The following is a 26,246-nucleotide window of genomic DNA, read 5'->3' on the forward strand; positions in this document are numbered from 1 at the left end:
GAGCACCTCCCTTACAAGGAGGGGGTCGGCGGTTCGATCCCGTCATCACCCACCATTCTCATACCAGCTGTTTTCTTGTGAACATGAAGTACAGAAGTGGGTGATTAGCTCAGCTGGGAGAGCACCTCCCTTACAAGGAGGGGGTCGGCGGTTCGATCCCGTCATCACCCACCACTTCTGCGGGTCGTTAGCTCAGTTGGTAGAGCAGTTGACTTTTAATCAATTGGTCGCAGGTTCGAATCCTGCACGACCCACCAATTACCCAAAATAAATCCTGTCTTGAGTTAATCCGCCTAGTTTGCATATTGCACGTGTTGTGCAGGTGAGAACCTGCGTTCAGGTTCGAGTCGAGCGAAGCGAGCAACAACGCGTAGCGTTGGCCCCGAAGGGGCGAAGCCGGAGGCTGAGTCATCCTACACGACCCACCAATTCCGCAAAATAAATCCTGTCTTGAGTTAGTCCTCACCTGAAGTCTTTGCTAATCAGAGAAATATTCCATTTCCATCTTTTATCTTTCACCAACGTTTTATCTATTTTGAAAAGCCATCCAGTGCTTTCATCATCAGTCTCAGCAGTCACTTAACGCAATTTTTTGACAATATATATCAAATCTATTTGGTTTCTATCCACCTCAGAAACAACAACACTATATGCCTATACACTAAATAATTCAGGTTGCATGAAGGCGGCAAGCGAAGGACAAATTCGTCGGGAACGAATTTGACCAGCCAACGCACAAGCAACTTGAAGTATGACGGGTATATCCCAATGGGTAATCTCTTCGATCATATACAAGGCTATTCATTATGATTTCTCAGGCAAATCAATGGTTCACTCGTTTAACCGATCATCCTGACGCAGGTAAACTTTTATTACGCTTAACTATCGGCGTCTTACTATTGCTTCATGGGATCGCAAAAGTAGAGCATGGCGTAGGTTGGATAGTGGATACGCTCCAAGGTATTGGATTACCCGGATTCATCGCATACGGCGTTTACGTTGGCGAAGTCGTTGCTCCTATCCTGATTATTTTAGGTGTCTTTACCCGAGTATCAGGTTTGATCGCTGCATTAACTCTTGTTGTGGCAACATTGATGGTCGGCACATCGAAATTCTTTACGCTGACTCAAGTTGGTGCCTGGGCGCTGGAAGTCGAAGCGCTCTACTTCTTTGGCGGAATCATTATTATGTTGGTTGGTAGTGGTCGTTATTCCGTTTCATCCAATCCTGCTTATCGCTAACCGACTTACCATCAATATAAAAAACGCCCTTTATCGGGCGTTTTTTATATCATCTTAAATTTCCCAATCATGGTTATAACGTTTGGGTTTGAACTGAATGACGTCACCTTTTTGCAAACCGTGTAAACTCAAATCATCTTTTGCTACTTCTGCCTCTATCAGTTCGTTTTCATCACCAAGCTTTAATGACAGGCGAGTCAATGCGCCCAATGGACGAATATCACGAACTGTCACAGGCTGATATCCTTCTTGAGCCTGTGTGGACAGAGCAACCTCATGAGGACGGAATAGAATGGTTTCATCCGTTTGTGCAATTTTCAGCCGGTTACTGTCTCCCAGGAAGTGATAGACAAACTCACTTGCTGGCCGGTTATAAACCTCATCCGGAGAACCGATCTGTTCAATAACGCCCTTATTCATCAGCACAATACGATCGGCAACTTCCATCGCCTCTTCCTGATCATGCGTCACGAATACCGATGTCAGATTAATGTTTTCATGTAACTGAGAAAGCCAGCGACGTAATTCTTTACGAACTTTGGCGTCCAACGCACCAAAAGGCTCATCCAGCAGCAGGATACTTGGCTCAACAATCAGCGCACGTGCTAACGCAATACGCTGACGCTGCCCACCGGAAAGTTGTTCAGGATAACGATCTGCCAACCAATCGAGCTGAACCAGATTCAATAACTCATGAACTTTCTGTTCAATATCACGTTTCGATGGACGCACTGACTTTGGCTTCATTCTTAGCCCAAACGCCACATTGTCAAACACCGTCATATGCCGGAACAACGCATAATGCTGGAAAACAAACCCAACATTACGCTTGCGAACATCGTGAACAGAAACATCTTCACCATGGAAAATAATATTCCCACTATCCGGTTGCTCTAATCCGGCAATGATACGTAATAGCGTTGTTTTCCCACATCCCGACGGTCCTAAGAGCGCCACCAGTTCACCGCTCTGAATCGCCAGATTAATGTCGTTTAGCGCCCGAAACTGACCAAATTGCTTATTAATATTTCGGATCTCAATGCTCATTTTTGGTCAACTCCTGTTGTTTCTGTATTTGCTTCGTTAATCTGTTTTCACTCCACTGGCGTAATAGCAGAACGACCAATGACATCACCAGCAGTAGAATGGCGACGCTAAAAGCAGCGACGATGTTATATTCGTTATAAAGAATCTCAATATGTAGCGGCAGCGTGTTGGTCAACCCACGAATATGACCAGAGATAACGGATACGGCACCAAACTCGCCCATGGCTCTGGCAGTACACAGCACCACGCCGTAAATCAGTGCCCACTTCACATTCGGCAGCGTGATATGCCAGAACATTTGCCATCCATTTGCGCCCAGCAGCCTTGCCGCCTCTTCTTCCTGCGATCCTTGCTGCTCCATCAGTGGGATCAGTTCACGCGCGACATAAGGGAGCGTGACAAAAATCGTCGCCAGCACGATGCCGGGAACGGCATAAACGATCTCCAGATTATGCGCCGTTAGAAAGGGATATAGCTTACTTTGGGCACCAAACAGCAGGACGTAAACCAACCCCGCCACAACAGGAGAAACAGAAAACGGTAAATCGATTAGCGCTAACAAAAAGCTTTTGCCACGAAATTCAAACTTGGTCACACACCACGCCGTTGCCAGTCCGAACACGACATTCAGCGGTACAGAAATCACCGTAGCCAGTAAGGTCAGTTTTAATGCAGAAATAGCATCAGGTTCGGAAATCGCATCCCAGAATGCCCCAACGCCTTTATCCAACCCCTGAGTAACCACCATTAGCAGCGGCAACACTAAAACTAGAAAGAAAATTATCCATGCCAGCAATACCAGTACGTAATACGTTGTTGGCTGCTTGTGGGATTTTGTTGGACTCACCCGAGAAGAAATAACTTGTTCCATGCCGTTCTGCCTTACAGTTTCGGTTGAATACGGCGTTGCAGTAAATTAATCAGCAACAGCATAATGAAGGAAACCAACAGCATAAATACGCCAATCCCGGTTGCCCCTTTATAATCATATTGATCAAGCTTTGAGACGATCAGCAACGGCAGAATTTCCGTTTTAAATGGAATATTGCCCGCAATAAAAACGACAGAACCGTATTCTCCAACACCACGAGCAAAAGCCAGCGCAAACCCAGTCAACCAGGCTGGCAGTAATGCAGGAATCAGGACATGGCGGAACACTTGTACGGGCCGGGCACCGAGACACGCAGCCGCCTCCTCAATTTCTTTCGGGATATCCGCTAACACGGGTTGCAATGTGCGAACGACAAAAGGCAACGTAACAAAAATCAGCGCCAGCGTAATGCCTATCCCCGTATAGGCGATTTTGAAGGGAAACAGTGAACCAATCAGGCCATTGGGGGCATATAGCGCGGTTAAAGCAATACCCGCGACTGCCGTTGGCAAGGCAAACGGCATATCTATCATCGCATCAATCACTTTACGACCAGGAAAGGTATAACGAACCAATACCCACGCCAGTAACGTCCCCAAAATACCGTTAATAAACGCAGCAGCCAGTGCCGTGCCAAAGGACAATTGAAGAGAGAAAAGCACCTGACGACTGGTAATTAATGTCCAGAACTGTGCCAACGTTAATTGGCTGGCATAAAGAAACATACCCGCCAATGGAATAAGAACAATTAACCCTAAATAGCTCAGACTAAAACCTAAAGTTAATCCGAAGCCGGGGATCACCGAGGAGGAACGCTGTGACATAATGTGCCTTTAATTGTCATACTCAAAGATCCTGGCGAATTAAATCATTGCCGACGAATCAAAGCCGCTATATAAATAGCGGCTATCTGAAATACAAACCCATCAATTACTTATTAATTTCTTTAAATATCTGGTCAAATACACCACCATCATTAAAGAATTTGTCCTGTGCGGCTTTCCAGCCACCGAAATCCTTATCAATGGTGACCAACTTCACCGGAGCGAACTGATCTTTAAATTCCTCGGCAATTTTTTCATTACGTGGACGATAGAAATTTTTACCGATAATACGTTGTGCATCATCGCTATAAAGGTATTGCAGATAGGCTTCAGCCTGCTTCTGCGTTCCCTTACGCTCTACAACCTTATCAACCACGGCAACAGGCGGTTCAGCCAGAATGGACAAAGAAGGTGTCACAATTTCAAGCTGATCCCCCCCTTGTTCTTTCAAAGAAAGATAGGCTTCGTTTTCCCACGCCAACAGCACATCGCCTAACTGACGCTGTACAAAGCTAATCGTCGATCCCCGCGCACCAGTATCCAGAACAGGCGCATGGCGATATAACTCCGTCACAAATTTCAGCGCACTCTCATCATTTCCACCCGGTAACGCTTTCGCGTAAGCCCAGGCAGCCAGGAAATTCCAGCGAGCGCCACCAGAAGTCTTCGGATTCGGCGTGATCACTTCCACGCCCGGTTTCACCAAATCGTTCCAATCTTTAATTTGTTTCGGGTTACCCTTTCTCACCAGAAAAACAATGGTAGAAGTATAAGGCGTACTGTTATCTGGCAAGCGAGCCTGCCATTTAGGGTCGATAATGGGTTGATTTAAGTTAAGCGCATCAATATCGCCAGCCAAAGCCAGAGTAACGACATCGGCCTGTAAACCGTCTATGACAGAACGCGCTTGTTTACCCGAACCGCCGTGTGAATTCTTAATAGAAATATCCTCACCCGTCGTCGCTTTCCAATGCTTAATAAAAGCGGCGTTATACTGCTGATAAAGTTCACGAGTAGGATCATAAGACACATTTAATAATTCCGTTGCCGCAGAAGCGGCACCAGAAAATAAGAGTGCTGCCGTAGCAACAGAGAGTCCCAGGCGACGTATTGACATTATTATCACTCCCTAAAATTTGAAAGTATTTATTAACCTGTTCGATAACGTGACGAAAAAACATAACGAATCAGGTGAATATAAAAATAACGACGAATGCTACGGATTTAGGTGGTTCACCAACATGGTTACCGACCAGCGACATGGGAGTGACAATAGAGGATATAGGGAGAGGGCAAAAATACTGTTTCGCGATAATTTATGCTATAGCGTTATATTGTTTATGGTTATGTAATAGTTTTCAATCTAAGTAAATTATCCCCACACGCTTTCACGTTGGGGGCGTAGGCTAGCCTTAGGCACACTGGAATAACGCCACAATCACATTAAGTGCGTGTAACGTTATCCAGCTCATCTCACTTGATTAGTCTTCTTCATCAAGTTGCAGGGCAACATACAGCAGCAGACGATCGTCGAAATTGCCCAGATCCAGCCCAGTAAGCTCAGAAATGCGATTAAGACGATACTCCAGCGTATTACGATGAATAAACAATGATTTAGCTGTCGTACCCGGCTGAACATTGTTACGGAACCACGCCCCCAACGTCCGGCGTAGCAACCCATTACTGTCCATAGCCTTAAGCTTAGCCAGTGGACGGACAAGTTCATTTGCCTGCCAGCCACCACGTAGGCTATCCAGCAATACCGGCAACATCAAATCCTGATAGTAATAACAGCGTTGTGACGGCATGCGTTGCTTGCCAACGCTCATGGTGGTTCTCGCGGTACGATAAGAACGCGCAATACTACCGGGACCGGGGAAATAATTGCCTAACGCCAGACGAACACGAAGCCGACTACTTTCCGCCATACGTGATAACAGATGGTCTACCCGGCGGCGATGCTCTTCCGCATCCCAACGACCGTGGCTGTTCAGCGCTGGCTTGAGCACCACCATTTCAGTCAGGGACACGATAGCAATCAGATTGTCGCGTTCAGGCGTAGTCAAAAGCGTCTGCAACTGTTGCAACTCTTCCATCGCACTGTCTACACCGAGTTGCCCACTATCCACTTCCAGTACAGCCACGACACGCGGTTTATTCAGATCGATTCCCAGACGCTGCGCCCACTCCATTAGCGCCGGGGATAATTCGTCAGTCCGAATCAAGTTCAAAACCAGTTCTTCGCGCAGACGGCTATCCTGCGCCAGCATGTGCAATAGTCTGGCCTGCTCCAGCATCATCTCCGCTGTCATACAAACCAGTTCGCCATATTGTCTCAACTGGCTGGGGTTCCCGGTCAAACCGATCACGCCCACGATCTCACCATCAATTCTCAACGGCAGATTGATGCCTGGGCGAACACCGTGCAAATGGCGAGCAACCGCCTCATCAATATCCACCACCCGACCTTGAGACAGCGCTAGCAATGCCCCTTCATGCAGTTCGCCTAGCCGTTCCTGATCGCCACTGCCAATTATTTTCCCGCGAGCATCCATCACGTTGATATTACTATCAATAATTTGCATGGTTCGTGCGACTATATCCTGGGCCATCTTGGCATTAAGATGATACGACGCCATTTCTACCTCTGCGAGGAACACTGACAATTGCACCAGCATAACGTCACATGTTGCACCATACATTGTGCAAATTAACAAAGAATGGGGAATTTGGCTAAATCTGTGGAAGAACTCACAAAATGTGGTAGGAAAACGGCTGACGCCAAATAGAACCGTATCTGGCGCCAGACAGTCATTACTGCATTAGCAAATAGAGATTAGTATCACCACGCCGAATATTCAGCGCCAGAACCGTAGGTTTGCTATCCAAAATCTTACGCAACTCACCGATATTCTGTATTGCCTGCTGGTTTACACCGAAAATAATATCGTCTTTTTTCAGACCAATTTTTGCTGCGGCCGTACCCGGTTTAACGTTATCGACCTTTACACCCTTCTGACCATTTTGTTCCGTGTTACTTAGCTCAGCACCTTCAATGCCAGAGTAGAGGTTACCCGAAGCGACTTGCGCCTGACTGCTTTGTTGGAGCGTCACATTAACCGTTACCGGTTTCCCCTCCCGCAATAGTCCAAGAGAGACCTTACTTCCAATCGGCAACGAACCCACCTGAGCCCGTAATGCAGAGAAACTGCTGATAGCCTTACCGTTTAGCGTCACAATCACGTCACCGGCTTTTATTCCCGCTTCGGCGGCCGCAGATTTTGGTTGGACCTGGCTGACAAAAGCGCCTCGTTGAGCATCCACCTTCATGGCCTGAGCCAGTTCAGAATTTAATTCTGTACCGGTAATCCCCAGCTCACCACGTTTCACTTCACCAAACTCAACAATCTGCCCAACCAGACTCTTCACCATATTACTTGGGATAGCAAAACCGATACCGATGTTGCCACCATCCGGTGCCAGAATCGCCGTATTCAAGCCGATCAATTCACCATTAAGATTAACCAGCGCCCCACCGGAGTTACCTCGGTTAATCGCCGCATCGGTCTGAATAAAGTTTTCGTAATTTTCAATATTCAATCCACTCCGACCCAATGCCGAAACGATCCCGGACGTTGCGGTTTCCCCTAACCCATAGGGATTCCCGATCGCTACCGTATAGTCCCCGACTCGCAACTGATCGGAGTCAGCCATTTTAATTGCCGTCAGATTTTTAAAATCCTTCAGTTGCACCAGCGCAATGTCCGAACGCGGATCATTACCGATCACTTTGGCATCAAATTTACGATCGTCGCTCAATCTTATCTGGATTTTATCCGCATTCTCAATCACATGGGCATTCGTCACCACATAACCTTTTTCGGCGTTAATCACGACCCCTGCGCCCAATACCTGAAAGTTTTGCTGTCTGGGGGCTGCGCCTTCATCATCGCCACCTTGACACATGGGAGATGCCTGAAAAGGGGAACCGTCCTGACAGAACGGAGAATCTTCACCAAAAAAAGGCTGGAGCTGCTGAGGGATTTTCTCTTTGCTGGCACTGGTGTGCCCTTCCACATAAATACTCACGACAGAAGGCATCACTTTTTCCAACATCGGAGCCAGACTAGGAAGTTGTCCACTGGAAGGCGAAGATTGAGCGGGTTCTGCTGCATGAGCAGCGATAGGCCCCATCGCCAATGCCAGGCTTAAGGCCAACGCACTGAGAACCAATGGTTTTCTTTTCATAGGGATATATCTCATGTTAATCATCACGCAGGTTCCACGACCTGGTATATGCATCATCGTTTAAAAAACAAGACAGCAGCTAACCCATTCGATTAACCGCTGTTTGGCAGGTAACGCATGCATACCGTGGTCGTGCTGTATGAGATAATATTGGCCTGACAAAGTTCATCCCGAGAAGATGAGGAAGCGTAAGAAAATATTGGTTCGCTTTACAAAAATTTTTATTCCGCCGCCATCAATCTTCGATACTCATCGTAAGCATATAAATCCGTCATACCACTGATGTAATCCTGAATTAAACGGGCCCGATAATAATATTCATAAATCTCCCGTTCTTTCGGCGGAAGCCCTTGCTGCTTTTCTACGGCTTCACGGTAAGCAAGGCAGTGTTTACTGGATAATTTATGATACAGCCGAGTTTCTATGGGATAGTGTTTATGACTATCATCGTTCACCAGCCGAGTGAACTCCTGATACGGCATATCAAGCAATGGACTGTAAATATCCAATAGCCCCCGAATAACACGATCGCCTTGTAACTCTAACTGCTCGACTTCATGGTGGTTAAAGACGTGCTTAAGCGCTACCTGCTTAAATATTTTCAGCAATTCATTCGAAGGGCTTTTGTCCTCCAATAACGCCTGGTTGAACTCCCCCGCATAAATAGCCGACAGATTATCCATAAAGCGTTGTGCAGCATGAGGAACCAATTGCCCGACGGTGTAAACTCGCAGATTCATGAAAAATTGATCGTCATAGCTGCGCCACTTCAGGCGATCGCGCTCGTCATAGGCACGGCCAATCGTTTTCGTAAAAAGATCTTTTTCGCCAATATCGCCCCAGTTTTCCCGCAGGCGTTCGTAGAGCGTTTCAATCGTGAGAATATCCTTCTCAACGGCGTCTTCCAGATCCGCAATGCAATAAGAAATATCGTCGGCGGCTTCCATAATGTAAGTGAACGGGTGACGATGAAATTCCCCCATCGCCAGTTCCTCGCGCAGCCTAGTGACAAACGCTTCTTCCGCCAGATAGTACCCCGGCTTTTTCATCAGATAATCGAATTCTGCTGGCGGTTCCCCATGCCAATACGCGGGGCGGGTATATTTCAGAATGCACCCCACCTGACCATAGGTCAGATTGAGTTTCAACAAGGTATGGACCAGTCGAATGGCCTGCGCATTACCTTCAAAATGGCTCAAATCTTGTCTGACCTGACTACGTAAGTCGTCCAACCCATCCTGTTGCATCCGCAATGCATGAACCTTGCAATCATCCACTCGATGCCCATCTGTTACATCCAGAGAATGCGTAGCCAAAAGTTTTCTAAACCACTGGTTAATTGCCGCCTCACCAAAATGTCCAAAAGGAGGATTACCAATGTCATGCATCAGACACGCCATTTCTATCATGCTTTCAAAGGGTGTCTGTTTGTCAGCTAGCCCAAGCATTTCCAGGCGATTTTCAGATTGCAATCGGTGCAAAATCTCTTTGGCGATGTAACGTCCAACCTGCTGCACCTCCATAGAGTGAGTCAGACGGGAACGGACAGCCGCATTCCGTTCCAGCGGAAAAACCTGCGTTTTTTGTTGTAATCGTCGAATCGCTGCGGAGTTAATGATGCGGCCACGATCGCTTTCAAATTGACGAACAATGGCATACGCATCGTCAGCCGATTTAGGGCGGCTGAAATGACGCTGAAAACTCATTTTCTTGGCAAAATCGATATCAGACATACGGTTCTCCATGTCAAATGGCTACGGCATGATTTCCTTACTCCATCTCACTCCGTTAGCCATGATAGACTACCCCTTGTGACACATCTTCCATTTATAACAGAATTTACGGGGAACCCTATGAAAGTCGGCATTATCGGCGCTATGGAACAAGAAGTGACGCTTCTGCGAGATCGCATCGAGAATCGTGAAACACGACAACGTGCCGGGTGTGAGATTTATACCGGACAGTTGAACGGCGTTGATGTCGCCTTGCTGAAATCCGGTATTGGTAAAGTTTCCGCTGCACTGGGTACCACACTGCTACTGGAACATTGCCAGCCGAATGTCGTCATTAACACCGGCTCAGCAGGTGGGCTCGCCTCTACACTAAAAGTTGGCGATATCGTTGTCTCCGATGAAGTGCGCTACCATGACGCTGACGTGACCGCTTTTGGCTATGAACCGGGTCAAATGGCTGGTTGTCCGGCAGCATTTATGGCTGATGAGCTGTTAATTACGCTAGCACAGGATGCTATCGCTAAACTGCAACTTAAGGCCGTTCGCGGTCTTGTCGTTAGTGGAGACGCATTTATCAACGGTGCCACGCCACTCGCTCGCATCCGCACCACCTTTCCTCAGGCTATCGCCGTAGAAATGGAAGCAACGGCTGTGGCACATGTTTGCCATCAGTTTGGTGTTCCTTTCGTCATCGTTCGGGCTATTTCTGACGTCGCCGATCAGGTATCACATCTAAGCTTCGATGAGTTTCTGACTGTCGCCGCTGAACAATCTACCCGTATGGTAGAAACCATGTTACTGGCATTGTCTAAACGTTAATCATGATAAAGCCATGGACGTTGCGCCTATTGGGCGTTCTGTTTTTTTCGCTATTAGCGACGGCAAATGCCATACCTAAACGCGTCATTAGTCTGGCTCCCCATGCAACCGAGCTTGCTTATGCTGCGGGGATGGGGAATCAGCTCATTGCAGTCAGTACCTGGTCTGACTATCCTCCGGAAGCAAAAAAGCTAGAGCAGGTGGCGTCCTGGCAAGGAATCAATCTGGAACGTATTCTGGCACTCAAGCCCGAGCTTATTCTGGCCTGGCGAGAGGGCAATCCACAAAGGCCATTGGAACAGTTGGCTAGTTTCGGTATTCCTATCGTTTATTTCGACCTTAAGACGTTGGAAGATATCCCCGCGACGTTACAACAACTGGCAAAATACAGTGAACATCCCGAACAAGCGGAAAAATCAGCAGCGGCACTGCTTCAACAAGCGGCAGATTTGAGACAACGTTACGCAAACGTCACATCCTCGGGTAAAACACATCCACCACGACGAGTTTTTATGCAATTTGGCCTAATGCCACTTTTCACATCGTCAAAAGACACGCTGCAAAGTCAGATCGTATCGTTATGCGGTGCACAGAATATCTTCAGTGACAGCCCGGTTCCCTGGCCACAGGTCAGTCGGGAACAAGTGTTAAGACGCGACCCGCAGGCAATCATCGTGAGTGGTTCAGCAACGGCGATCGCCAATACAAAAGCATTTTGGCTGCCACAGCTCGACGTGCCGGTTATTGCCGTAAATGAAGACTGGTTTAATCGCAGTGGTCCCCGATTATTTTTAGCAGCACAGCGAATTTGTCAACAGCTAAACGCCCTGCCATCAATCAATGAATAGATAAAAATAATCAGAAAGCATTATTGATTTAGATACGATAACTCACATACAGTTTGTAACAGTTATTACATTTGCGTCACAATAGTTTGACGATAATATCAGCGCATTGGTGGAAGTTCATACGATCCGTTTCATACTGTCTGTTTCATACTATCCACCCGGCAAAAATGTCAAAAGTACGACCAAAAATAAAGAGCACTATTTTGGACCGATATCGGTTCTTTTAACACCAGGTAATCAGAAAATGAGAAAGACGCTGCTTGGCGCAGGTTTGCTTCTGGCAGCCTGTGCTCCGGCCTATGCTGGGAGCGGCAGTGGGCAAATTAACGCCCGACTGACGATCCTTCCTGCATGCGGTATTGCATCACATGCCGGGCAATATCAAATGAAATGCAATGTGGATTCCGTAGCCCAACCCAAAATCACGGAATCATACCTGCCATCAGAACCGATAGCAGAAGGGAAAACCAATGTTCACACAGAGAACCGCTTGATTACCGTCGAATGGTAACGCTGAAGATTGACCAAGCCTGACAATAAAAACCAAACCCCGTGAACCACTTCCGTTCACGGGGTTTATTTTTCTTAACTTTTGGATGACGGGGGCGCACACATTATCGCCGTCGCGGCGGCCCTCATTCCTCACTTTTATCTGCCAACATCTTTTATACAGTGCAGTTAAACGCCCTGTTAGATGCTGAAGGAGGAACCACACCCGCAGGTTGTTTTGGCATTCGGGTTAGTGACGACAAAACGTGACCCTTCCAATCCTTCCGTGTAATCAACGGCACCGCCTACCAGATATTGAAGACTCATCGGATCGACAACCAAAGCAACGCCCTGCTTTTCAATGGTCATGTCACCTTCATTAATCTGATCATCAAAGGTAAAACCATATTGAAAACCGCTGCATCCCCCGCCGGTAATATAAACCCGAAGCTTCAGCTCAGGATTTTCTTCATCGGCAATCAGGTTTTTCACTTTACTCGCTGCTGCATCGGTAAATTGCAGTGGCAATGCTATATCGTCGCTCATCTCTTTATACTCCCAACTCAGGGTCATCGTCATGCATACCCAATCATACGCTTATTATCCAGCAGTAGACCAAAACGTTCAAGATTTGACGTATTTTGTTGAATTAATCATCACACCACCCGGCTATCAGGCTTTTTCTGCTTGGGCCTGTCGTTGTAATGTGCGTGCCAGAATAGATGAATACAAGGGTTTGCCACCTAAAAACTGCGCCAATAGCGTCGCTCCCAGGCAAGTGACAATCATCGGTAAAATAAGCTGGTAATTGTCTGTCATCTCTAGAACCAACACGATACCGGTGAGCGGTGCCCGCACCGATGCCGCGAATAATGCCCCCATGCCAGCAATCGCAAACGTGCTAGCGCCAATAGCATAATCAGGGAAAAATTGATTGGCTGCCATTCCAAACGCCATACCGAGTAATGTCCCTAACGCCAGCATCGGCGCAAAAATACCGCCAGGAGCCCCCGAACCAAAGCAAAGGAGTGTCATGAACACACGGATAATAAAAATAAACAGCAGCATGCTGATACTGTAATGCTCCGCCGCTGCAACTGGGATCAATTCGAACCCACCGCCAGTTGCTTCATGAAACGACAGCGAAAGCACGCCACAAATGCCGCCAGCGATAGCGCCGACCAGTAAAAAACGAGACAAATGTTGATGATGATATTGCAGGAAGAATGCCTGAGCACGCAGCACCAATGCATTGAACAGCACCCCAACAACACCAAAAATCATGCCAAGAACCAGATACAACCATAGTGTGTTAAGTGGCGCGGACGGCAATTGTCCCACATTGATTACCGCCTGTTCGCCATTAAACAGACGAAACACAATACTCGACATAATGACGCCAATGAATACCGCTTTGATGGAAATCAGGTTGTAGCGGAACTGTGGACGCATTTCTTCGATGATGAACAGAATCCCCGCCAATGGTGCATTGAACGCCGCCGAAAGCCCTGCGGCTGCACCTGTTGCCAACAAAGAGTGTCGCCCTTCCTGTAGTCTTTTGGGGAGGAGATCAGAAACCATACCACCAATATTTCCGCCTAATTGTACCGTTGGCCCTTCTCTCCCCAAAACCATGCCAGCCCCTAAAGTACCGATGCCGCCAAAAAACTTAACAGGAAGCACACGCCACCAGCGCACAGGACGGAGCGCTTCAAGCGCACCTTCAATCTCAGGGATCCCGGATCCTCCGGCTTCCGGTGCAAATCGTCGAACCAGATAGTAACCAAACATCGCAAGCAACGCGGAGATCATGAAAGCCAATAGCCAGACCACCCAACCTTCAGATGGCTCATTTAATATTGACATACGCTGGTGCGTCACCCATCCCACCGCTCTTTCAAAAATGACACCAATCAACCCAACGAGAGTCCCCACCACGGCAGCCAACATCAAAATCAATACCGGCGCTTTATCACGTCGCATAAATTGTTTTATTGCCGCGTTACGTTCGGCCGTAGAGGAAGAAAATGAAGAGGACGACGATGTATGCAATCTAGGCACAGGTTATAAAGCCGAAAAGAAAAATGGGTCATTATTCTACCCATTCGGGGAGAGGTTGCACACCGAAAGCCGTTTACGAGCGGATGACGTTTACTCTGATATCAGCACAAAGATTTCATAATCTGCGGCCAGTTTATTAGAATGACCTATCTTCCAATGACAAATGCAACGTCAGGACCCCTTTAATGAACAAATCTGAAAGTCTGTATGCTGCGGCACAGCAACTCATTCCGGGCGGCGTCAATTCGCCGGTACGTGCATTTAATGGCGTCGGTGGGGCGCCGTTATTTATTGAACGCGCTGATGGTGCCTATCTTTATGACGCAGACGGCAAATCCTATATTGATTACGTCGGCTCATGGGGACCGATGGTGCTGGGACATAATCATCCCGCCATTCGTCAAGCCGTGATCGCGGCGGCAGAACGTGGTTTGAGCTTTGGTGCGCCAACGGAAATGGAAGTGCTGATGGCACGTTTAGTGACATCACTCATGCCTGGCATGGATATGGTTCGCATGGTGAACTCAGGCACAGAAGCGACAATGAGCGCCATTCGTCTGGCTCGCGGCTATACCGGTCGCGATAAAATCATCAAATTCGAAGGCTGTTATCATGGTCATGCCGATTGTTTGCTCGTCAAAGCAGGCTCGGGCGCGTTGACGCTTGGCCAGCCTAACTCCCCCGGCGTTCCGGCAGATTTCGCTCGCCATACCTTAACATGTACCTATAACAACCTCGCTTCCGTCCGCGCCGCATTTGAACAGTATCCGCAAGAGATTGCCGCCATCATTGTCGAACCCGTTGCGGGTAACATGAACTGTGTTCCACCCCTGCCCGAATTTCTACCGGGTTTACGTGCACTGTGTGATGAATTCAGTGCCCTGTTTATTATTGATGAGGTGATGACCGGTTTTCGTGTGGCTCTGGCGGGTGCGCAATCCCATTATGGCGTTCAGCCCGATCTCACCTGTTTAGGTAAAATTATCGGCGGTGGTATGCCAGTTGGCGCATTCGGCGGCAAGCGTGAAATAATGCAGGCGCTGGCTCCAACAGGGCCCGTTTATCAGGCAGGAACGCTGTCCGGTAACCCCATTGCCATGGCTGCCGGGTTTGCTTGCCTAACGGAAGTCGCCAAGCCCGGTGTCCACCAAAAGCTGACTGAACTGACGCAACGACTCACTATTGGGCTGTTGTCTGCCGCCAAAGCGGAAAACATTCCATTGGTTATTAATCAGGCGGGTGGAATGTTTGGTCTGTTCTTTACCAATGCTGAAAGCGTGACCTGCTATCAGGATGTCATGCAATGCGATGTCGAACGTTTTAAACGCTTTTTCCATATGATGCTGGACGAAGGCATTTATCTCGCTCCTTCCGCCTTCGAAGCTGGGTTCATGTCGCTGGCACATAGCAATGAAGACATTGACCGCACGATAGAAGCGGCACAATCCTGCTTCGCACGTTTGTAAATCAATCTGGCTTTTCCATCATCATAACGGCGTCATCCACTGACGCCGTTATGATTAATCAGACCCTTATTTCGCCTGCTTGCGTAACAGATAAATAAAATAAGGCGCACCGATAAATGTCGCCAGCACACCAGCCGGGATCTGATAAGGATACAGCATCATTCGGCCACACCAGTCTGCCATGACCATTAGCGCCCCACCGAGCAACGCAGAGCAACACAACTGCGGAATAACACGACTGAACCCAAGCATACGAGCCAAATGCGGTGCCATTAACCCCACAAAACTCATTGGGCCGACAAGCAATGTTGACATCGCAGTCAATATTGCGGCCAGTAAAAGTACCGACAGGCGTACCGGCGTCACTGCCACCCCTAACGCTCGCGACGTCGTCGTACCCAACGGTAAAATCCGCAACCAGCGCTGACACAACGGTACGACCAACAGCAGCACGCAGGCAATCACCGCGGTCCGCACGGCATCGGCGGCTTCCACGGCATAAGTAGACCCTGAAAGCCAGGTCAATACATTTCCCATTCGCGGATCGCCACTGGCCAGCAGTAGGGTAATGACGGTCCCAAACGCCATACTTAAGGCGATCCCTGCCAGCAACATCCGCTGCGTGGAAAACCCGCCCCGCCCCGCGACCACCACCATGATCAGCAGCGTCAAAGCGGCCCCCGCACTCCCGGCAGGAAGCAACCAGATAAACGCGTTACCGGGCACAAAAAATAGCAAAATAATGACACCGAATGACGCCCCGGAACTTATCCCCAATACTTCCGGACTCCCCATCGGATTACCGGTCAGTTTCTGTATTAAGGTGCCCGCAACCGCCAACATCATACCCGCAGATAATGCGGCTAAAACCCGTGGCCAACGCCATGGCAAAAGATCGGTTAGCATGTCCCCGCTAGCCCAATGCCACCCTTGTGCGTTTTTCCCCCAAATCAGGGCAATCAGTGTCAGCATCACAAGTGTCATGCTCCCCAAAAGAAGCCACCAACCCCATTGGTGTCGCTCAATAGGCGCTTCAGTGGCACGATCCATTACCGCTGGCGTCCCATTGCTGCGTAGTCGTGGCAGCAACCACAATAGTATCGGTGCACCTAACAACGCGGTAGCGGCACCTGTCGGCACCTCGCGCCATACTAACGTCAGCCAAATCACAACCTGATCGGCGACACCAAGCAACAATGCGCCTAATACCGGGGCCAGCAACAAACGATGTAATAATCGTCGAGCCCCCAACATTTTTGCCAGCAACGGCGCGAAAAGGCCGATAAAACCGATAATACCCACGGCATTAACCAACTGCGCACTCAGGAAGATCGCAATCCCCAATGCGCTTAGCCGCGCAAACAATAGCCCAAGCCCAAGATTACGTGCTACGCCATCATCCAGCCCGATCAGGGTTAATGGGCGCAACAATAACAGCGCCAGACAAAAGCAGATAAGAAAGCGAGGTAAGACAAATTGGACGTTACTCCAATCCTGCTGATTCATGGCACCACTGTTCCACAAGAACAGGCTTTGTAATTGCTCATGATAAAAAAGCGCAAATATCTGGTTTACCGCACCGCAATAAAAACTGAGCACCAGCCCAGCCAGAATCAGCGTAACCGGTGAAAGTCGTTTTCCCCAGGCAACACCAAAAACCAAGATACCAATCGTTAATGCCCCTACCATCGCGGCAATTTGCTGAACGGCAATACCGCCCGGCAATGACCACAACGTCACCACCGTGATGCCAAGTTGGGCCCCTGATGCAATGCCCAACGTTGAAGGTTCTGCCAGTGGATTACGCAACACCTGTTGAAACAAGACGCCGCACAGCCCTAAGCCTGCGCCAACCAACAAGGCCAGCACCATGCGCGGTAACAAACTATAGTGAAACAGCAATTGATGGACATTATTGATATCAGGCTGCCAGAATCCTTGCGACCACTGCGCCAGCGGTAATTGGTACTGTAAATTGTACGCTCCCATACCGAATGCAATGAGCAGCAACAGGCCAATCAATAAGATCGGCAAGATCGGTTTCTTATGTCTGGCCGCAACATGACCACCGCTAACAACGTTGAAAATCGCGTCTGGCGATTTTTTTATCTTGGTCACGCTCTTGCCTCCAATGCCTGCGCCAAAACCCGGACAAAACGCATTGCAGACAGCGTGCCACCATACAACCAAACCGCAGGAACCACCTGCCAACTCCGATCGCGAACAAAAGGCATAGCCTGCCAAAGAGGACTGCTAGCGACCTGATCAATATAGGTACGATTGTCGTACTCAAAACAAAGCACATGAGCATTGTTAATTTCCGTCAAGCGCTCAATACCGATAATGGTACTGCCCCAGAAACTGGTTTCGCCCTTCCAGGCATTTTCGATCCCCAACTCGTCCATCACTTCCTGGAACAGACTATTTTTACCAATCACCAAAGCATGTCGCGTATCCAATAACGTCACCAGCAAGAGCGGACGCGCTTTATATGGCGTTAAGTCGATAACCGACTGCTGCATAAATTGTGAAAGCTGCGTAAGGTGCTTTTCCGCTGCCTGGGGAATCCCCAAAGCGTTAGCAAGCTTCACCAACGATGTCTTAGCAACCGTCAAAGGCTTGCCGTTATTGTCGCTAAAACCGAATCCCATAATGGGGGAGATTCGGGTCATTTTTTGAGCTGAAGGGCCGTACCCTTCGGCATAAATAATCAGCGATGGTTTCAACTGTGCCAGTTGCTCAAGATTGGGTTCGGTACGGAAACCTACATCAACCACGTGATCCGGGAGCGGTGGGTCATTAACCCAGATGTGATAATTGGGTTTATCGGCAATCGCCATCGGGATGATCCCCAATGCCATCACCAGTTCAACCGATAACCATTCAAGTGCTACGATCCGATTAAGATCGGGATAAGTTGCCCCTTTACTGACAGAAGAGTAAATCAAAGGAGACAGCATTAGCGCGGTCAATAGACGACGTCGGCCACGATCTGGCGGCATCATTGGGAGTAATAAATCAGACATTATCAGCAAACGTAACTTACCGGGGCACCGCCACCGGGATGAGGCAATATCCCCATGGGGATACCGTAGATATTCTCCAGTACGTCGCTTTGCATTAACGCAGCAGACTCACCCTGAGCGATCATTTCACCACCGCGCAATGCCACGAGATGGTCACAATAACGGGCAGCCATGTTGATATCGTGCAATACGGCGATCACCGTTAATCCGCGTTCCCGACTCATACTTTGGATGAGCGCCAGCACCTCAACCTGATGGGCAATATCCAACGCCGAAGTCGGCTCATCCAGAAGCAAACAACGACTATCCTGCGCCATCGTCATTGCCAGCCAGGCCCGCTGCCGTTCCCCTCCCGATAAGCTATCAACCAGACGGTTAGCAAACGTTTTTAGTCCAACCATCGTAATCGCTTCATCCACTTTTTCCCGATCGACGCTCCCAAAACGCCCCAATGCCCCATGCCAGGGATAACGACCAATCGCGACCAATTCACGAACCGTCATCCCTTCTGCCGCAGGCAATTGCTGAGGCAAATAGGCAACTTTACGAGCAAAAGATTTGCTATCCCAGGCTGCCGCCGATTGCTCCTCCAGAAACACATCGCCCGTGCTGGCTGGCTGATGACGGCCAAGGATTTTCAACAGCGTGGATTTTCCTGACCCATTATGGCCAATCAAACCGCAAACTTTGCCAACGGGAAATGTCAGCGACAAAGGGTGCAGCAACGTGCGCCCCGTGATAGAGAAACTCACCTCATCCAGTCTGAACGTGGTATCAGGCAATCTATTTTGATTTTGCATAACGTTTTGAGTTTTAACCAGATGTAATGCGGCTAACGGATATCGCAAACGATAATGATTATTATAAAGGTTGCATGATAGGCGTAACGGAATGCTATCCGCAAGAAATTTAACCCAGAGAGGAGAGACGATGGCAAAACATCGCGCCCCTCATTACCCCCATAAAACTGAGGATAATGAGGGAGATGACGCGCTACTGACCGAACATTTCCTTGATCCAGTCGGCAACGCCTTCACCGTTTTGTTGTTCCTGTTGCGACACTTGCGGAGGCTGGCTAGCCTGACACAATGCCTGAGGGTTATCCGTCCATACTGGCAAAACGCGCCCAGCGCTACTGCCGTTACAGACGACATTGCCGCTGGCATCTACCGTCATGGTCGCAATACCTTCTGGCGGCGTGAGCATCAATGGTAACGGCGTTTGATTTTCCAGGTAGCGACGATAAATTGTCAGCGCCCCATTTGCCCCCGTCAGCTTGGCCGGGCCATTGTTATCACGCCCAACCCACGAGATGGCGACTTCTTTACCGTCAATACCCGCAAACCAACTATCTCGCAGATCGTTGGTCGTCCCGGTTTTGGCGGCCAGATGATAATTAGGGAATTTAACCGCCAGCGAACGCGAGGTTCCACGCTCAACCACCTGCTGCATACCATATAATGTCAGATAGGCAGCCTGTGCCGGAACGGCGCGTTCAGCCTGGGGAAAGCTTTGATACAGCACGCTACCATCTTCTGCGATCACTGAACGCAACGATGACAACGGCGCACGATTGCCCCCGCTAGCGATTGTCTGATATTCCTGAGCCACTTCCATGGGCGTCAGGCTGATCGCCCCCAATAGCATGGCGGGAACTGGCTGAATGACATTTTCAGGGATACCTAACCGTTTTAACGTTGCAGTAATCTGATCCAGACCAACGGCCATTCCCAGATTAACGGTTGGGACGTTCAAGGAATTAGCCAAGGCATCAACCAGCATTACACGCCCACGGAACTCACGATCGTAGTTTTTTGGCTGCCAGAGTTGCCCATTAGGTTGTTTAAGCGAAAGTGGCTCATCTGCCAGCCAGGTATTTAAACGATAAACATCAGGCTGACTCAACGCCGTCAAATAAGTCGGCGGCTTTGCCAAAGAACCCACCGGACGACGAGCCTGCAATGCACGGTTAAACCCCGCGTACTGTGTTTGCGAGCCGCCAACCATGGCACGGACCTCTCCGCTAAAGCGATCAACGATCACCATTGCCGCTTCCAGATCATTCACGTTACGTGCTGCCCTTAGCGCCGGGATCCCATCCTCGACCGATTTTTCCGCCGCATCCTGAGAGACCGGATCAAGCGTGGTAAAGATTTTTACGCCAGACAAATCGTTAATCTTATCGCCCAGGCGCTGCTGCAATTCCTGGCGAACCAATTGCATAAAGGCAGGCTGTGGGCTAATCACGCCGCCTTTAGGTTGCACACCTAGCGGGCGAGCGCTTAGCATGTTGTACAGGTCGCCATCAATAACCTGTTGATTTTGTAACAAACGTAATACCAGATTACGACGTTCCAGCGTAATCTGCGGGTTACGCCACGGGTTATAGAGCGATGCCCCTTTCACCATGCCAACCAGTAAAGCCTGTTGATCCAGACTCAACTCATTAACCGGACGCCCAAAGTAATAGAGGCTCGCCAAAGGGAAACCACGGATTTGATCGCCCCCGCTTTGTCCAAGGTAAACCTCATTGAGATACAGCTCCAAAATACGATCTTTGCTGTAGCGATAGTCCATAATCAACGCCATATAGGCTTCATTGGCCTTACGCCACAGCGAACGTTCATTGGTCAGGAACAAGTTTTTAACCAACTGCTGCGTTAAGGTACTGCCCCCCTGAACCGCACGCCCCGCCGTAATATTTGCCAAAAAGGCGCGAGCAATCGAATACGGATTGATCCCATCATGTTCATAGAAATGGCGATCTTCCGTTGCGATTAGCGTATCCACCAACAAATCAGGAAAACCCGATCGCTGAACAAATAACCGCTGCTCGCCATTCGGCGATTGCATCATCGTGATCAATTTTGGATCGAGGCGGAAAAAACCAAAATTACGCTGGTTATCCAGATTCTGAATCTGAGCCAGACGATCGTTATTAAATGTCAATCGGGCGCTAATTTGCCCTTCTTTACTGTCCGGGAAATCAAACGGACGCCGCAGCATATCAATGGTATTGCCCCGAACGCTAAATTCGCCCGATCGAGTAATACGGCTGACCTGACGGTACTGCATGCCTTCCAACAGACTGATCATCTCTTTCTGGTTGTAAGACATCCCTGGCTCAAGGTTAACCATGCGACCATATACCGCAGCAGGCAATTGCCATACTTTACCTTCGATGCGGCTACGAATCTGGCCATCAAGATACACACCATAAATTGCCATCAGGACAGCAAAAACCAGCGAAACCTTGATGAAAAGCCCAAGCCAGCGTCGTTTCTTACGCGGTTTCCGGGTCATCTCGTCCTCATCATCGTCATAGCCATCATCATCGTCAAAATCATCCCGATCATCTTCATAATCATCATCATAATCGTCATCTCTACGACGCCGTATTGTTTGCTTACGTGTAGGCTTACGTCCTGACGCTCTTCCTTTGCGCCCGATAGGTTCGCGATCATCCCGAGACATTACTATTACTTCTCCATCAGGTTGCTAACGACCACTCGCTCTACGCTCAGGCCGTCTACTCTGTTTCCGCCGTACTTTTCAAGAAAGCGGAAACGTCTGAAATTAGTGATTCTGATACTTTTTGGTACGGCGGGTCGGCACGGCATTTGCCGGATCGTCTGGCCAGACATGCTTGGGATAGCGCCCCTTCATTTCTTTTTGTACCTCACGATAGGCCCCTTGCCAAAATGCAGCTAAATCGCGCGTAATCTGCAATGGGCGCTGAGCGGGTGATAGCAATTCCAGTACCAGCGCAACACGCCCTTCCGCCAGCATAGGACTTTGCCGCTCACCAAACATCTCCTGTAATCGTACCGATAACACGGGCGGACGATCTTCATAATAGACAATAGGTAGACGGCTACCGCCTGGCACAGTGTAATGAGTCGGCAACAGGCTATCCAGTCGTTGACGCTGAGGCCAATCCAACCGTCGCATCACCGCTTCACAGAGATCCACCTGTCGCAACGTCCGTAGATCACGTACACTGGCTAAAGAAGGCAACAACCACGACTCCAGTGTCGCTAACAACGTTTCATCATCCACCGCAGGCCAATCAGTCTCGGACAGCCACTGGCGAGCACACTGCAAACGGACACGAAGTTGCGCCGCCGGTGAATCCCAATTTAATAGGGATAACCCCTGTTCACGCAGCCAGCTCAGCATTGCCTGCTGGAACACGTCATCAGACGGTTTCGTCAATGGCCGCGTTTGTAAAATCAGATGGCCAATCTGACGACGTTGACTGGCGCGCAGCGTACCTTTTTCTTCATCCCACTGCACGATGTTATGCTCACTGACCAACTCGGGAAGTTGCTGCACCAGTTGATCAATCGCCAACGGTAAAGCCAGTAAAATACGGGCATCCGCAGTATGGTGGTTTTGCAATAACGCAGGAATCAACAGCCAGTCATTGCCAGATAAAGCATCATCAACCGGCATCATCGCACCGATGCCACTCGCCAACTGATAACGTCCATCCTGACCGCGTCGACGGGCAATCCGATCGGGAAATGCCTGAGCCAATAGCCAAGCGGCCCACGACGAATTAATACGACCAGACACTGGTGCCAAACGTCGCGTCAATTGATGCCCACGCCGCTGCCAATGTGCTAATGGTCGATGCAACCAATCTAGCAGGTTAATCGATCCATTACGCGGCGGCTCTTCTAACATTGCAGCCAGACAACCTGCCGTTGCCAGAGCGTCATCGCCTTGGCGAGTCGCAGCAAAAAGCATGGTTGCCAGCCGTGCATCACATCCGAGCGCAGCAATTTTTCGCCCATCAGACGTTAATCGATCCTGCTGGTCAATAATGTTTAATTGACGTAATAAGTGTCGTGCAGACTGTAAAGCAGGCGTTGGTGGCCGATCCAGCCAGGTGAGCTGACCGACATCCGCACATCCCCACTGTAATAAATCCAGCAAGAAATGACTCAGATCGCTACTGAGAATTTCAGCATCGCTTTGCGCCGCAGCACGTTCTGCCTGCTCTCTGGAACACAAGTGCCAGCACATCCCAGGCGCTAATCGCCCAGCACGTCCGGCACGCTGAACCATCGACGCCTGACTAATGCGCTGGGTAACCAAACGAGTAAGTCCGCTCTTTACATCGAAACGCGCCACCCGCTCCAGGCAGCCATCAACGACTAAACGAATCCCTTCAATGGTCAGACTGGTTTCGGCAATATTGGTCGCAAGCACGACCTTACGGCGCCCCTGCTCAGCGGGTAAAATCGCTTTTTGCTGTTCTGCCAGTGTTAACGCACCATACAGAGGACACAAATCCACGTCCTCCCCTATTACTGTGTCCAACAAAGCCTGAACGCGCTTAATTTCAGCAACACCAGGTAAAAACAGCAGCAACGATCCGGTCTGCTCAGCCATTATCCGTCTTACCTGACGAGCAACCCCATCCTCCAATCGCTCCTGAGTATTAAGCGGAACATAGTGGCGTTCGACCGGATAGCTTCGCCCTTCAGATACGACATGAATAGCCGATGGCAGTAATGCGCCAAGACGCGGGTTGTCCAGCGTGGCAGACATGATCAACAGCTTCAAATCCTCTCGCAGACCTTGCTGTACATCCAGCAAGAGCGCCAATGCCAAATCCGCCTGCAAACTACGCTCATGAAACTCATCGAGAATCACCAACGCAATATCGTTCAGCTCAGCATCCTGCTGCAATAAGCGCGTTAACATGCCTTCTGTCACCACCTCCAGGCGCGTCGAGGCACTCACCCGGCTCTCTGCACGCATTCGGTAACCGATGGTCTGCCCCGGTTCTTCACCCAATTGCTGCGCCAAACGCCATGCCACGCTTTTTGCCGCCAACCGCCGTGGCTCAAGCATAATGATCCGTCCGTTCAGGTTACCCTGTTGCAGTAACTGTAACGGTAGCCAGGTTGACTTCCCGGCACCGGTAGGCGCATTCAGCAACACTTGGGGCGACGTATGCAGCGCCGTGATGACGTCATTTAATACGGCACTGACGGGCGGTAACATCACAACGATCTCCGTAAAAGTTAACTTTCAGCGGCGGGCATTGTAGCATCGAATACCAATAACATCGGATGGAATCAGAACAGGAAGAGAAACATGCACGCCACCCGCCGACTGTTTTTTGCCTTATCACTGCCGAAAAAAATTCAGCAGGAGATTATCGCCTGGCGAGCAGGCCATTTCTTACCGGAAGCTGGTCGACCCGTTGCCGCCGACAATCTTCACTTAACGCTGGCTTTTCTTGGAGAAATCAGTACGCAAAAAGAGCAGGTATTGCGCACATTGGCAGGGCGAATCAGCCAATCGGCATTTACCGTACATTTAAATGATGCAGGTCATTGGCCGCGTCCCGGCGTGATCTGGATGGGATGTCGGCAAGCACCGAGAAGCTTACTGCAATTGGCGGAATTATTACGTGCCCAGGCGGCACGCAATGGCTGTTACCAAACAACCCAGCCTTTCCATCCCCATATCACACTGTTACGTGGCGCGACTAAACCGGTTTCCATCCCGCCAATGGGCTTCAATTGGTCGGTAAACATAACGCATTTCTCACTGTATCAGTCTTTATTTGAGCACGGCAGAACCCGCTATGAGACCCTCGCAAGCTGGCCACTGATCGAATCACCTCCACTCTAGGATATCCATGCAATTTACCCCTCGCTTGCAGCCTGCACGGCTGATTAAACGCTACAAACGCTTTCTTGCCGATGTCGTTACCCCTGATGGCGAACAGCTCACGCTGCACTGTGCCAATACTGGGGCCATGACGGGCTGTGCGACACCAGGTGACACAGTCTGGTATTCCACGTCTGATAACCCCAAACGACGGTATCCCCATAGTTGGGAATTAACGGAAACACAGCAAAATGAATGGATTTGTGTCAATACGCTGCGTGCTAACACCGTCGTGCATGAAGCCGTATCTGAAAATCGGATCGCGGAACTGGCTGGCTATACTACGTTAAAAACCGAAGTGAAATACGGTACGGAAAACAGCCGCATTGATCTGCTCTTACAGGCACCAGACCAGATTAGCTGCTATATTGAAGTCAAGTCTGTCACATTATTGCAACATGGATGTGGTTACTTTCCCGATGCAGTCACCTTGAGAGGACAGAAACATTTACGTGAACTGCAACAGGTCGTGGCTAATGGTGAACGCGCCGTGCTGTTTTTCGCCGTGCTACATTCAGGAATTACGATGGTTTCACCAGCCCGACACATTGATCCACATTATGCTGAGTTATTGATGATCGCACAGCAGCAGGGGGTTGAAATTTTATGTTATGCCTCCACATTATGCCCTGATGGCATCAAACTTACCCATAAGCTGCCATTATGTATACCCTAAATAATTCAAGTTGCGTGAAGGCGGCAACCGCATGAATCCCAGGAGCTTACATAAGTAAGTGACTGGGGTGAGTAAGGGCAGCCAACGCACAAGCAGCTTGAAGTATGACGGGTATTGAGGGTAAATAAAGTGAGCACCGTAATAACACGCTAACACGTTGTTTATCATCTGATGATAATTCGCGGTTCCTCACACTTTATCGGG

At 49.3% G+C, this 26,246-nt stretch carries 21 protein-coding genes, 2 tRNA genes and 1 other RNA gene; 10 read left to right on the plus strand and 14 right to left on the minus strand.

Features of this window, described 5'->3' with window-relative positions; all coding sequences use genetic code 11:
- Nucleotides 1-98: 98 nt before the first annotated feature.
- The 4 genes from ACKPVM_RS18900 (at nucleotide 99) to ACKPVM_RS18915 (ending at nucleotide 1,241) form a co-directional block, all read left to right on the plus strand.
- A tRNA-Val gene (locus ACKPVM_RS18900) sits at nucleotides 99-174 on the plus strand.
- A 7-nt stretch (nucleotides 175-181) separates the two neighbouring features.
- Nucleotides 182-257, plus strand: a tRNA-Lys gene (locus ACKPVM_RS18905).
- 45 nt (nucleotides 258-302) lie between these two features.
- A non-coding RNA gene (locus ACKPVM_RS18910) (RtT sRNA) lies at nucleotides 303-428 on the plus strand.
- A 378-nt stretch (nucleotides 429-806) separates the two neighbouring features.
- The gene (locus ACKPVM_RS18915) at nucleotides 807-1,241 is read left to right on the plus strand and encodes a DoxX family protein (protein WP_409311349.1); all 435 of its coding nucleotides are present in this window, start codon (nucleotides 807-809) and stop codon (nucleotides 1,239-1,241) included.
- Between the two features lie 54 nt (nucleotides 1,242-1,295).
- Here the strand turns inward: ACKPVM_RS18915 and ACKPVM_RS18920 are convergent, their stop codons facing one another.
- The 7 genes from ACKPVM_RS18920 to dgt all read right to left on the minus strand — a co-directional run bounded on the left by ACKPVM_RS18920 (nucleotide 1,296) and on the right by dgt (nucleotide 9,964).
- Nucleotides 1,296-2,288 (minus strand): sulfate/molybdate ABC transporter ATP-binding protein, encoded by a 993-nt coding sequence (locus tag ACKPVM_RS18920; RefSeq protein ID WP_409311350.1) that lies wholly within the window; start codon nucleotides 2,286-2,288, stop codon nucleotides 1,296-1,298.
- Nucleotides 2,278-3,159: a sulfate ABC transporter permease subunit CysW gene (gene cysW / locus ACKPVM_RS18925; protein WP_409311351.1), complete on the minus strand. Its 882-nt coding sequence runs from the start codon at nucleotides 3,157-3,159 to the stop codon at nucleotides 2,278-2,280. The genes ACKPVM_RS18920 and cysW overlap by 11 nt, the downstream gene beginning before the upstream one ends.
- 11 nt (nucleotides 3,160-3,170) lie before the next feature.
- Complete coding sequence (gene cysT / locus ACKPVM_RS18930) at nucleotides 3,171-3,983, minus strand: sulfate ABC transporter permease subunit CysT (protein WP_409311352.1); 813 nt, start codon at nucleotides 3,981-3,983, stop codon at nucleotides 3,171-3,173.
- Nucleotides 3,984-4,089: 106 nt separating this feature from the next.
- Entirely contained in the window at nucleotides 4,090-5,094 is a 1,005-nt protein-coding gene (locus ACKPVM_RS18935) for a sulfate ABC transporter substrate-binding protein (RefSeq protein ID WP_409311390.1), read from the minus strand.
- Nucleotides 5,095-5,464: 370 nt separating this feature from the next.
- Entirely contained in the window at nucleotides 5,465-6,622 is a 1,158-nt protein-coding gene (locus ACKPVM_RS18940; protein ID WP_409311391.1) for a CdaR family transcriptional regulator, read from the minus strand.
- Nucleotides 6,623-6,797: 175 nt separating this feature from the next.
- The gene (degP, locus tag ACKPVM_RS18945) at nucleotides 6,798-8,231 is read right to left on the minus strand and encodes a serine endoprotease DegP (RefSeq protein WP_409311353.1); all 1,434 of its coding nucleotides are present in this window, start codon (nucleotides 8,229-8,231) and stop codon (nucleotides 6,798-6,800) included.
- Between the two features lie 221 nt (nucleotides 8,232-8,452).
- Nucleotides 8,453-9,964, minus strand: coding sequence for a dGTPase (gene dgt / locus ACKPVM_RS18950; protein ID WP_409311354.1), 1,512 nt, complete (start codon nucleotides 9,962-9,964; stop codon nucleotides 8,453-8,455).
- 120 nt (nucleotides 9,965-10,084) lie between these two features.
- Here dgt and mtnN point away from each other — a divergent pair, with 120 nt between their 5' ends.
- The 3 genes from mtnN to ACKPVM_RS18965 all read left to right on the plus strand — a co-directional run bounded on the left by mtnN (nucleotide 10,085) and on the right by ACKPVM_RS18965 (nucleotide 12,142).
- Nucleotides 10,085-10,783 carry a 5'-methylthioadenosine/S-adenosylhomocysteine nucleosidase gene (gene mtnN, locus ACKPVM_RS18955; protein ID WP_409311355.1) on the plus strand — a complete coding sequence of 233 codons (699 nt, stop codon included), beginning with the start codon at nucleotides 10,085-10,087 and terminating at the stop codon, nucleotides 10,781-10,783.
- A 2-nt stretch (nucleotides 10,784-10,785) separates the two neighbouring features.
- Nucleotides 10,786-11,631 (plus strand): vitamin B12 ABC transporter substrate-binding protein BtuF, encoded by an 846-nt coding sequence (gene btuF, locus ACKPVM_RS18960; protein WP_409311356.1) that lies wholly within the window; start codon nucleotides 10,786-10,788, stop codon nucleotides 11,629-11,631.
- 244 nt (nucleotides 11,632-11,875) lie between these two features.
- Entirely contained in the window at nucleotides 11,876-12,142 is a 267-nt protein-coding gene (locus ACKPVM_RS18965) for a hypothetical protein (RefSeq protein WP_409311357.1), read from the plus strand.
- A gap of 179 nt (nucleotides 12,143-12,321) precedes the next feature.
- On the opposite strand, the gene erpA is transcribed toward ACKPVM_RS18965, so the two are convergent.
- Together erpA and clcA are read right to left on the minus strand one after the other, a co-directional pair.
- Nucleotides 12,322-12,666 (minus strand): iron-sulfur cluster insertion protein ErpA, encoded by a 345-nt coding sequence (gene erpA / locus ACKPVM_RS18970; RefSeq protein WP_409311358.1) that lies wholly within the window; start codon nucleotides 12,664-12,666, stop codon nucleotides 12,322-12,324.
- A gap of 126 nt (nucleotides 12,667-12,792) precedes the next feature.
- The gene (gene clcA, locus ACKPVM_RS18975) at nucleotides 12,793-14,181 is read right to left on the minus strand and encodes a H(+)/Cl(-) exchange transporter ClcA (RefSeq protein WP_409311359.1); all 1,389 of its coding nucleotides are present in this window, start codon (nucleotides 14,179-14,181) and stop codon (nucleotides 12,793-12,795) included.
- Between the two features lie 185 nt (nucleotides 14,182-14,366).
- Here clcA and hemL point away from each other — a divergent pair, with 185 nt between their 5' ends.
- Nucleotides 14,367-15,647, plus strand: coding sequence for a glutamate-1-semialdehyde 2,1-aminomutase (gene hemL, locus ACKPVM_RS18980; protein ID WP_409311360.1), 1,281 nt, complete (start codon nucleotides 14,367-14,369; stop codon nucleotides 15,645-15,647).
- Between the two features lie 66 nt (nucleotides 15,648-15,713).
- On the opposite strand, the gene fhuB is transcribed toward hemL, so the two are convergent.
- The 5 genes from fhuB to hrpB all read right to left on the minus strand — a co-directional run bounded on the left by fhuB (nucleotide 15,714) and on the right by hrpB (nucleotide 24,694).
- The gene (gene fhuB / locus ACKPVM_RS18985; protein ID WP_409311392.1) at nucleotides 15,714-17,684 is read right to left on the minus strand and encodes a Fe(3+)-hydroxamate ABC transporter permease FhuB; all 1,971 of its coding nucleotides are present in this window, start codon (nucleotides 17,682-17,684) and stop codon (nucleotides 15,714-15,716) included.
- A 77-nt stretch (nucleotides 17,685-17,761) separates the two neighbouring features.
- Nucleotides 17,762-18,673 (minus strand): Fe(3+)-hydroxamate ABC transporter substrate-binding protein FhuD, encoded by a 912-nt coding sequence (gene fhuD / locus ACKPVM_RS18990; protein WP_409311361.1) that lies wholly within the window; start codon nucleotides 18,671-18,673, stop codon nucleotides 17,762-17,764.
- A 2-nt stretch (nucleotides 18,674-18,675) separates the two neighbouring features.
- Nucleotides 18,676-19,473 (minus strand): Fe3+-hydroxamate ABC transporter ATP-binding protein FhuC, encoded by a 798-nt coding sequence (gene fhuC, locus ACKPVM_RS18995; RefSeq protein ID WP_409311362.1) that lies wholly within the window; start codon nucleotides 19,471-19,473, stop codon nucleotides 18,676-18,678.
- A gap of 193 nt (nucleotides 19,474-19,666) precedes the next feature.
- Nucleotides 19,667-22,147: a bifunctional glycosyl transferase/transpeptidase gene (gene mrcB / locus ACKPVM_RS19000; protein ID WP_409311363.1), complete on the minus strand. Its 2,481-nt coding sequence runs from the start codon at nucleotides 22,145-22,147 to the stop codon at nucleotides 19,667-19,669.
- A 102-nt stretch (nucleotides 22,148-22,249) separates the two neighbouring features.
- Nucleotides 22,250-24,694 carry an ATP-dependent helicase HrpB gene (gene hrpB / locus ACKPVM_RS19005; protein WP_409311364.1) on the minus strand — a complete coding sequence of 815 codons (2,445 nt, stop codon included), beginning with the start codon at nucleotides 24,692-24,694 and terminating at the stop codon, nucleotides 22,250-22,252.
- A gap of 90 nt (nucleotides 24,695-24,784) precedes the next feature.
- On the opposite strand from hrpB, the gene thpR reads away from it, so the two are divergent.
- Together thpR and sfsA are read left to right on the plus strand one after the other, a co-directional pair.
- Nucleotides 24,785-25,327 (plus strand): RNA 2',3'-cyclic phosphodiesterase, encoded by a 543-nt coding sequence (thpR, locus tag ACKPVM_RS19010; protein WP_409311365.1) that lies wholly within the window; start codon nucleotides 24,785-24,787, stop codon nucleotides 25,325-25,327.
- 7 nt (nucleotides 25,328-25,334) lie between these two features.
- The gene (gene sfsA, locus ACKPVM_RS19015) at nucleotides 25,335-26,042 is read left to right on the plus strand and encodes a DNA/RNA nuclease SfsA (protein WP_409311366.1); all 708 of its coding nucleotides are present in this window, start codon (nucleotides 25,335-25,337) and stop codon (nucleotides 26,040-26,042) included.
- The last annotated feature ends 204 nt before the right edge of the window (nucleotides 26,043-26,246 follow it).

Source organism: Pectobacterium hainanensis (assembly GCF_046237015.1).
GTDB lineage: Bacteria > Pseudomonadota > Gammaproteobacteria > Enterobacterales > Enterobacteriaceae > JBJYIN01.

Excerpts from the sequence above, each read along its gene's own strand:
- ACKPVM_RS18915 (WP_409311349.1), top strand. The coding sequence starts at position 807 with ATGATTTCTCAGGCAAATCAATGGTTCACTCGTTTAACCGATCATCCT.
- ACKPVM_RS18920 (WP_409311350.1), bottom strand. The coding sequence starts at position 2,288 with ATGAGCATTGAGATCCGAAATATTAATAAGCAATTTGGTCAGTTTCGG.
- cysW (WP_409311351.1), bottom strand. The coding sequence starts at position 3,159 with ATGGAACAAGTTATTTCTTCTCGGGTGAGTCCAACAAAATCCCACAAG.
- cysT (WP_409311352.1), bottom strand. The coding sequence starts at position 3,983 with ATGTCACAGCGTTCCTCCTCGGTGATCCCCGGCTTCGGATTAACTTTA.
- ACKPVM_RS18940 (WP_409311391.1), bottom strand. The coding sequence starts at position 6,622 with ATGGCGTCGTATCATCTTAATGCCAAGATGGCCCAGGATATAGTCGCA.
- degP (WP_409311353.1), bottom strand. The coding sequence starts at position 8,231 with ATGAAAAGAAAACCATTGGTTCTCAGTGCGTTGGCCTTAAGCCTGGCA.
- dgt (WP_409311354.1), bottom strand. The coding sequence starts at position 9,964 with ATGTCTGATATCGATTTTGCCAAGAAAATGAGTTTTCAGCGTCATTTC.
- mtnN (WP_409311355.1), top strand. The coding sequence starts at position 10,085 with ATGAAAGTCGGCATTATCGGCGCTATGGAACAAGAAGTGACGCTTCTG.
- btuF (WP_409311356.1), top strand. The coding sequence starts at position 10,786 with ATGATAAAGCCATGGACGTTGCGCCTATTGGGCGTTCTGTTTTTTTCG.
- ACKPVM_RS18965 (WP_409311357.1), top strand. The coding sequence starts at position 11,876 with ATGAGAAAGACGCTGCTTGGCGCAGGTTTGCTTCTGGCAGCCTGTGCT.
- erpA (WP_409311358.1), bottom strand. The coding sequence starts at position 12,666 with ATGAGCGACGATATAGCATTGCCACTGCAATTTACCGATGCAGCAGCG.
- hemL (WP_409311360.1), top strand. The coding sequence starts at position 14,367 with ATGAACAAATCTGAAAGTCTGTATGCTGCGGCACAGCAACTCATTCCG.
- fhuD (WP_409311361.1), bottom strand. The coding sequence starts at position 18,673 with ATGTCTGATTTATTACTCCCAATGATGCCGCCAGATCGTGGCCGACGT.
- fhuC (WP_409311362.1), bottom strand. The coding sequence starts at position 19,473 with ATGCAAAATCAAAATAGATTGCCTGATACCACGTTCAGACTGGATGAG.
- mrcB (WP_409311363.1), bottom strand. The coding sequence starts at position 22,147 with ATGTCTCGGGATGATCGCGAACCTATCGGGCGCAAAGGAAGAGCGTCA.
- thpR (WP_409311365.1), top strand. The coding sequence starts at position 24,785 with ATGCACGCCACCCGCCGACTGTTTTTTGCCTTATCACTGCCGAAAAAA.
- sfsA (WP_409311366.1), top strand. The coding sequence starts at position 25,335 with ATGCAATTTACCCCTCGCTTGCAGCCTGCACGGCTGATTAAACGCTAC.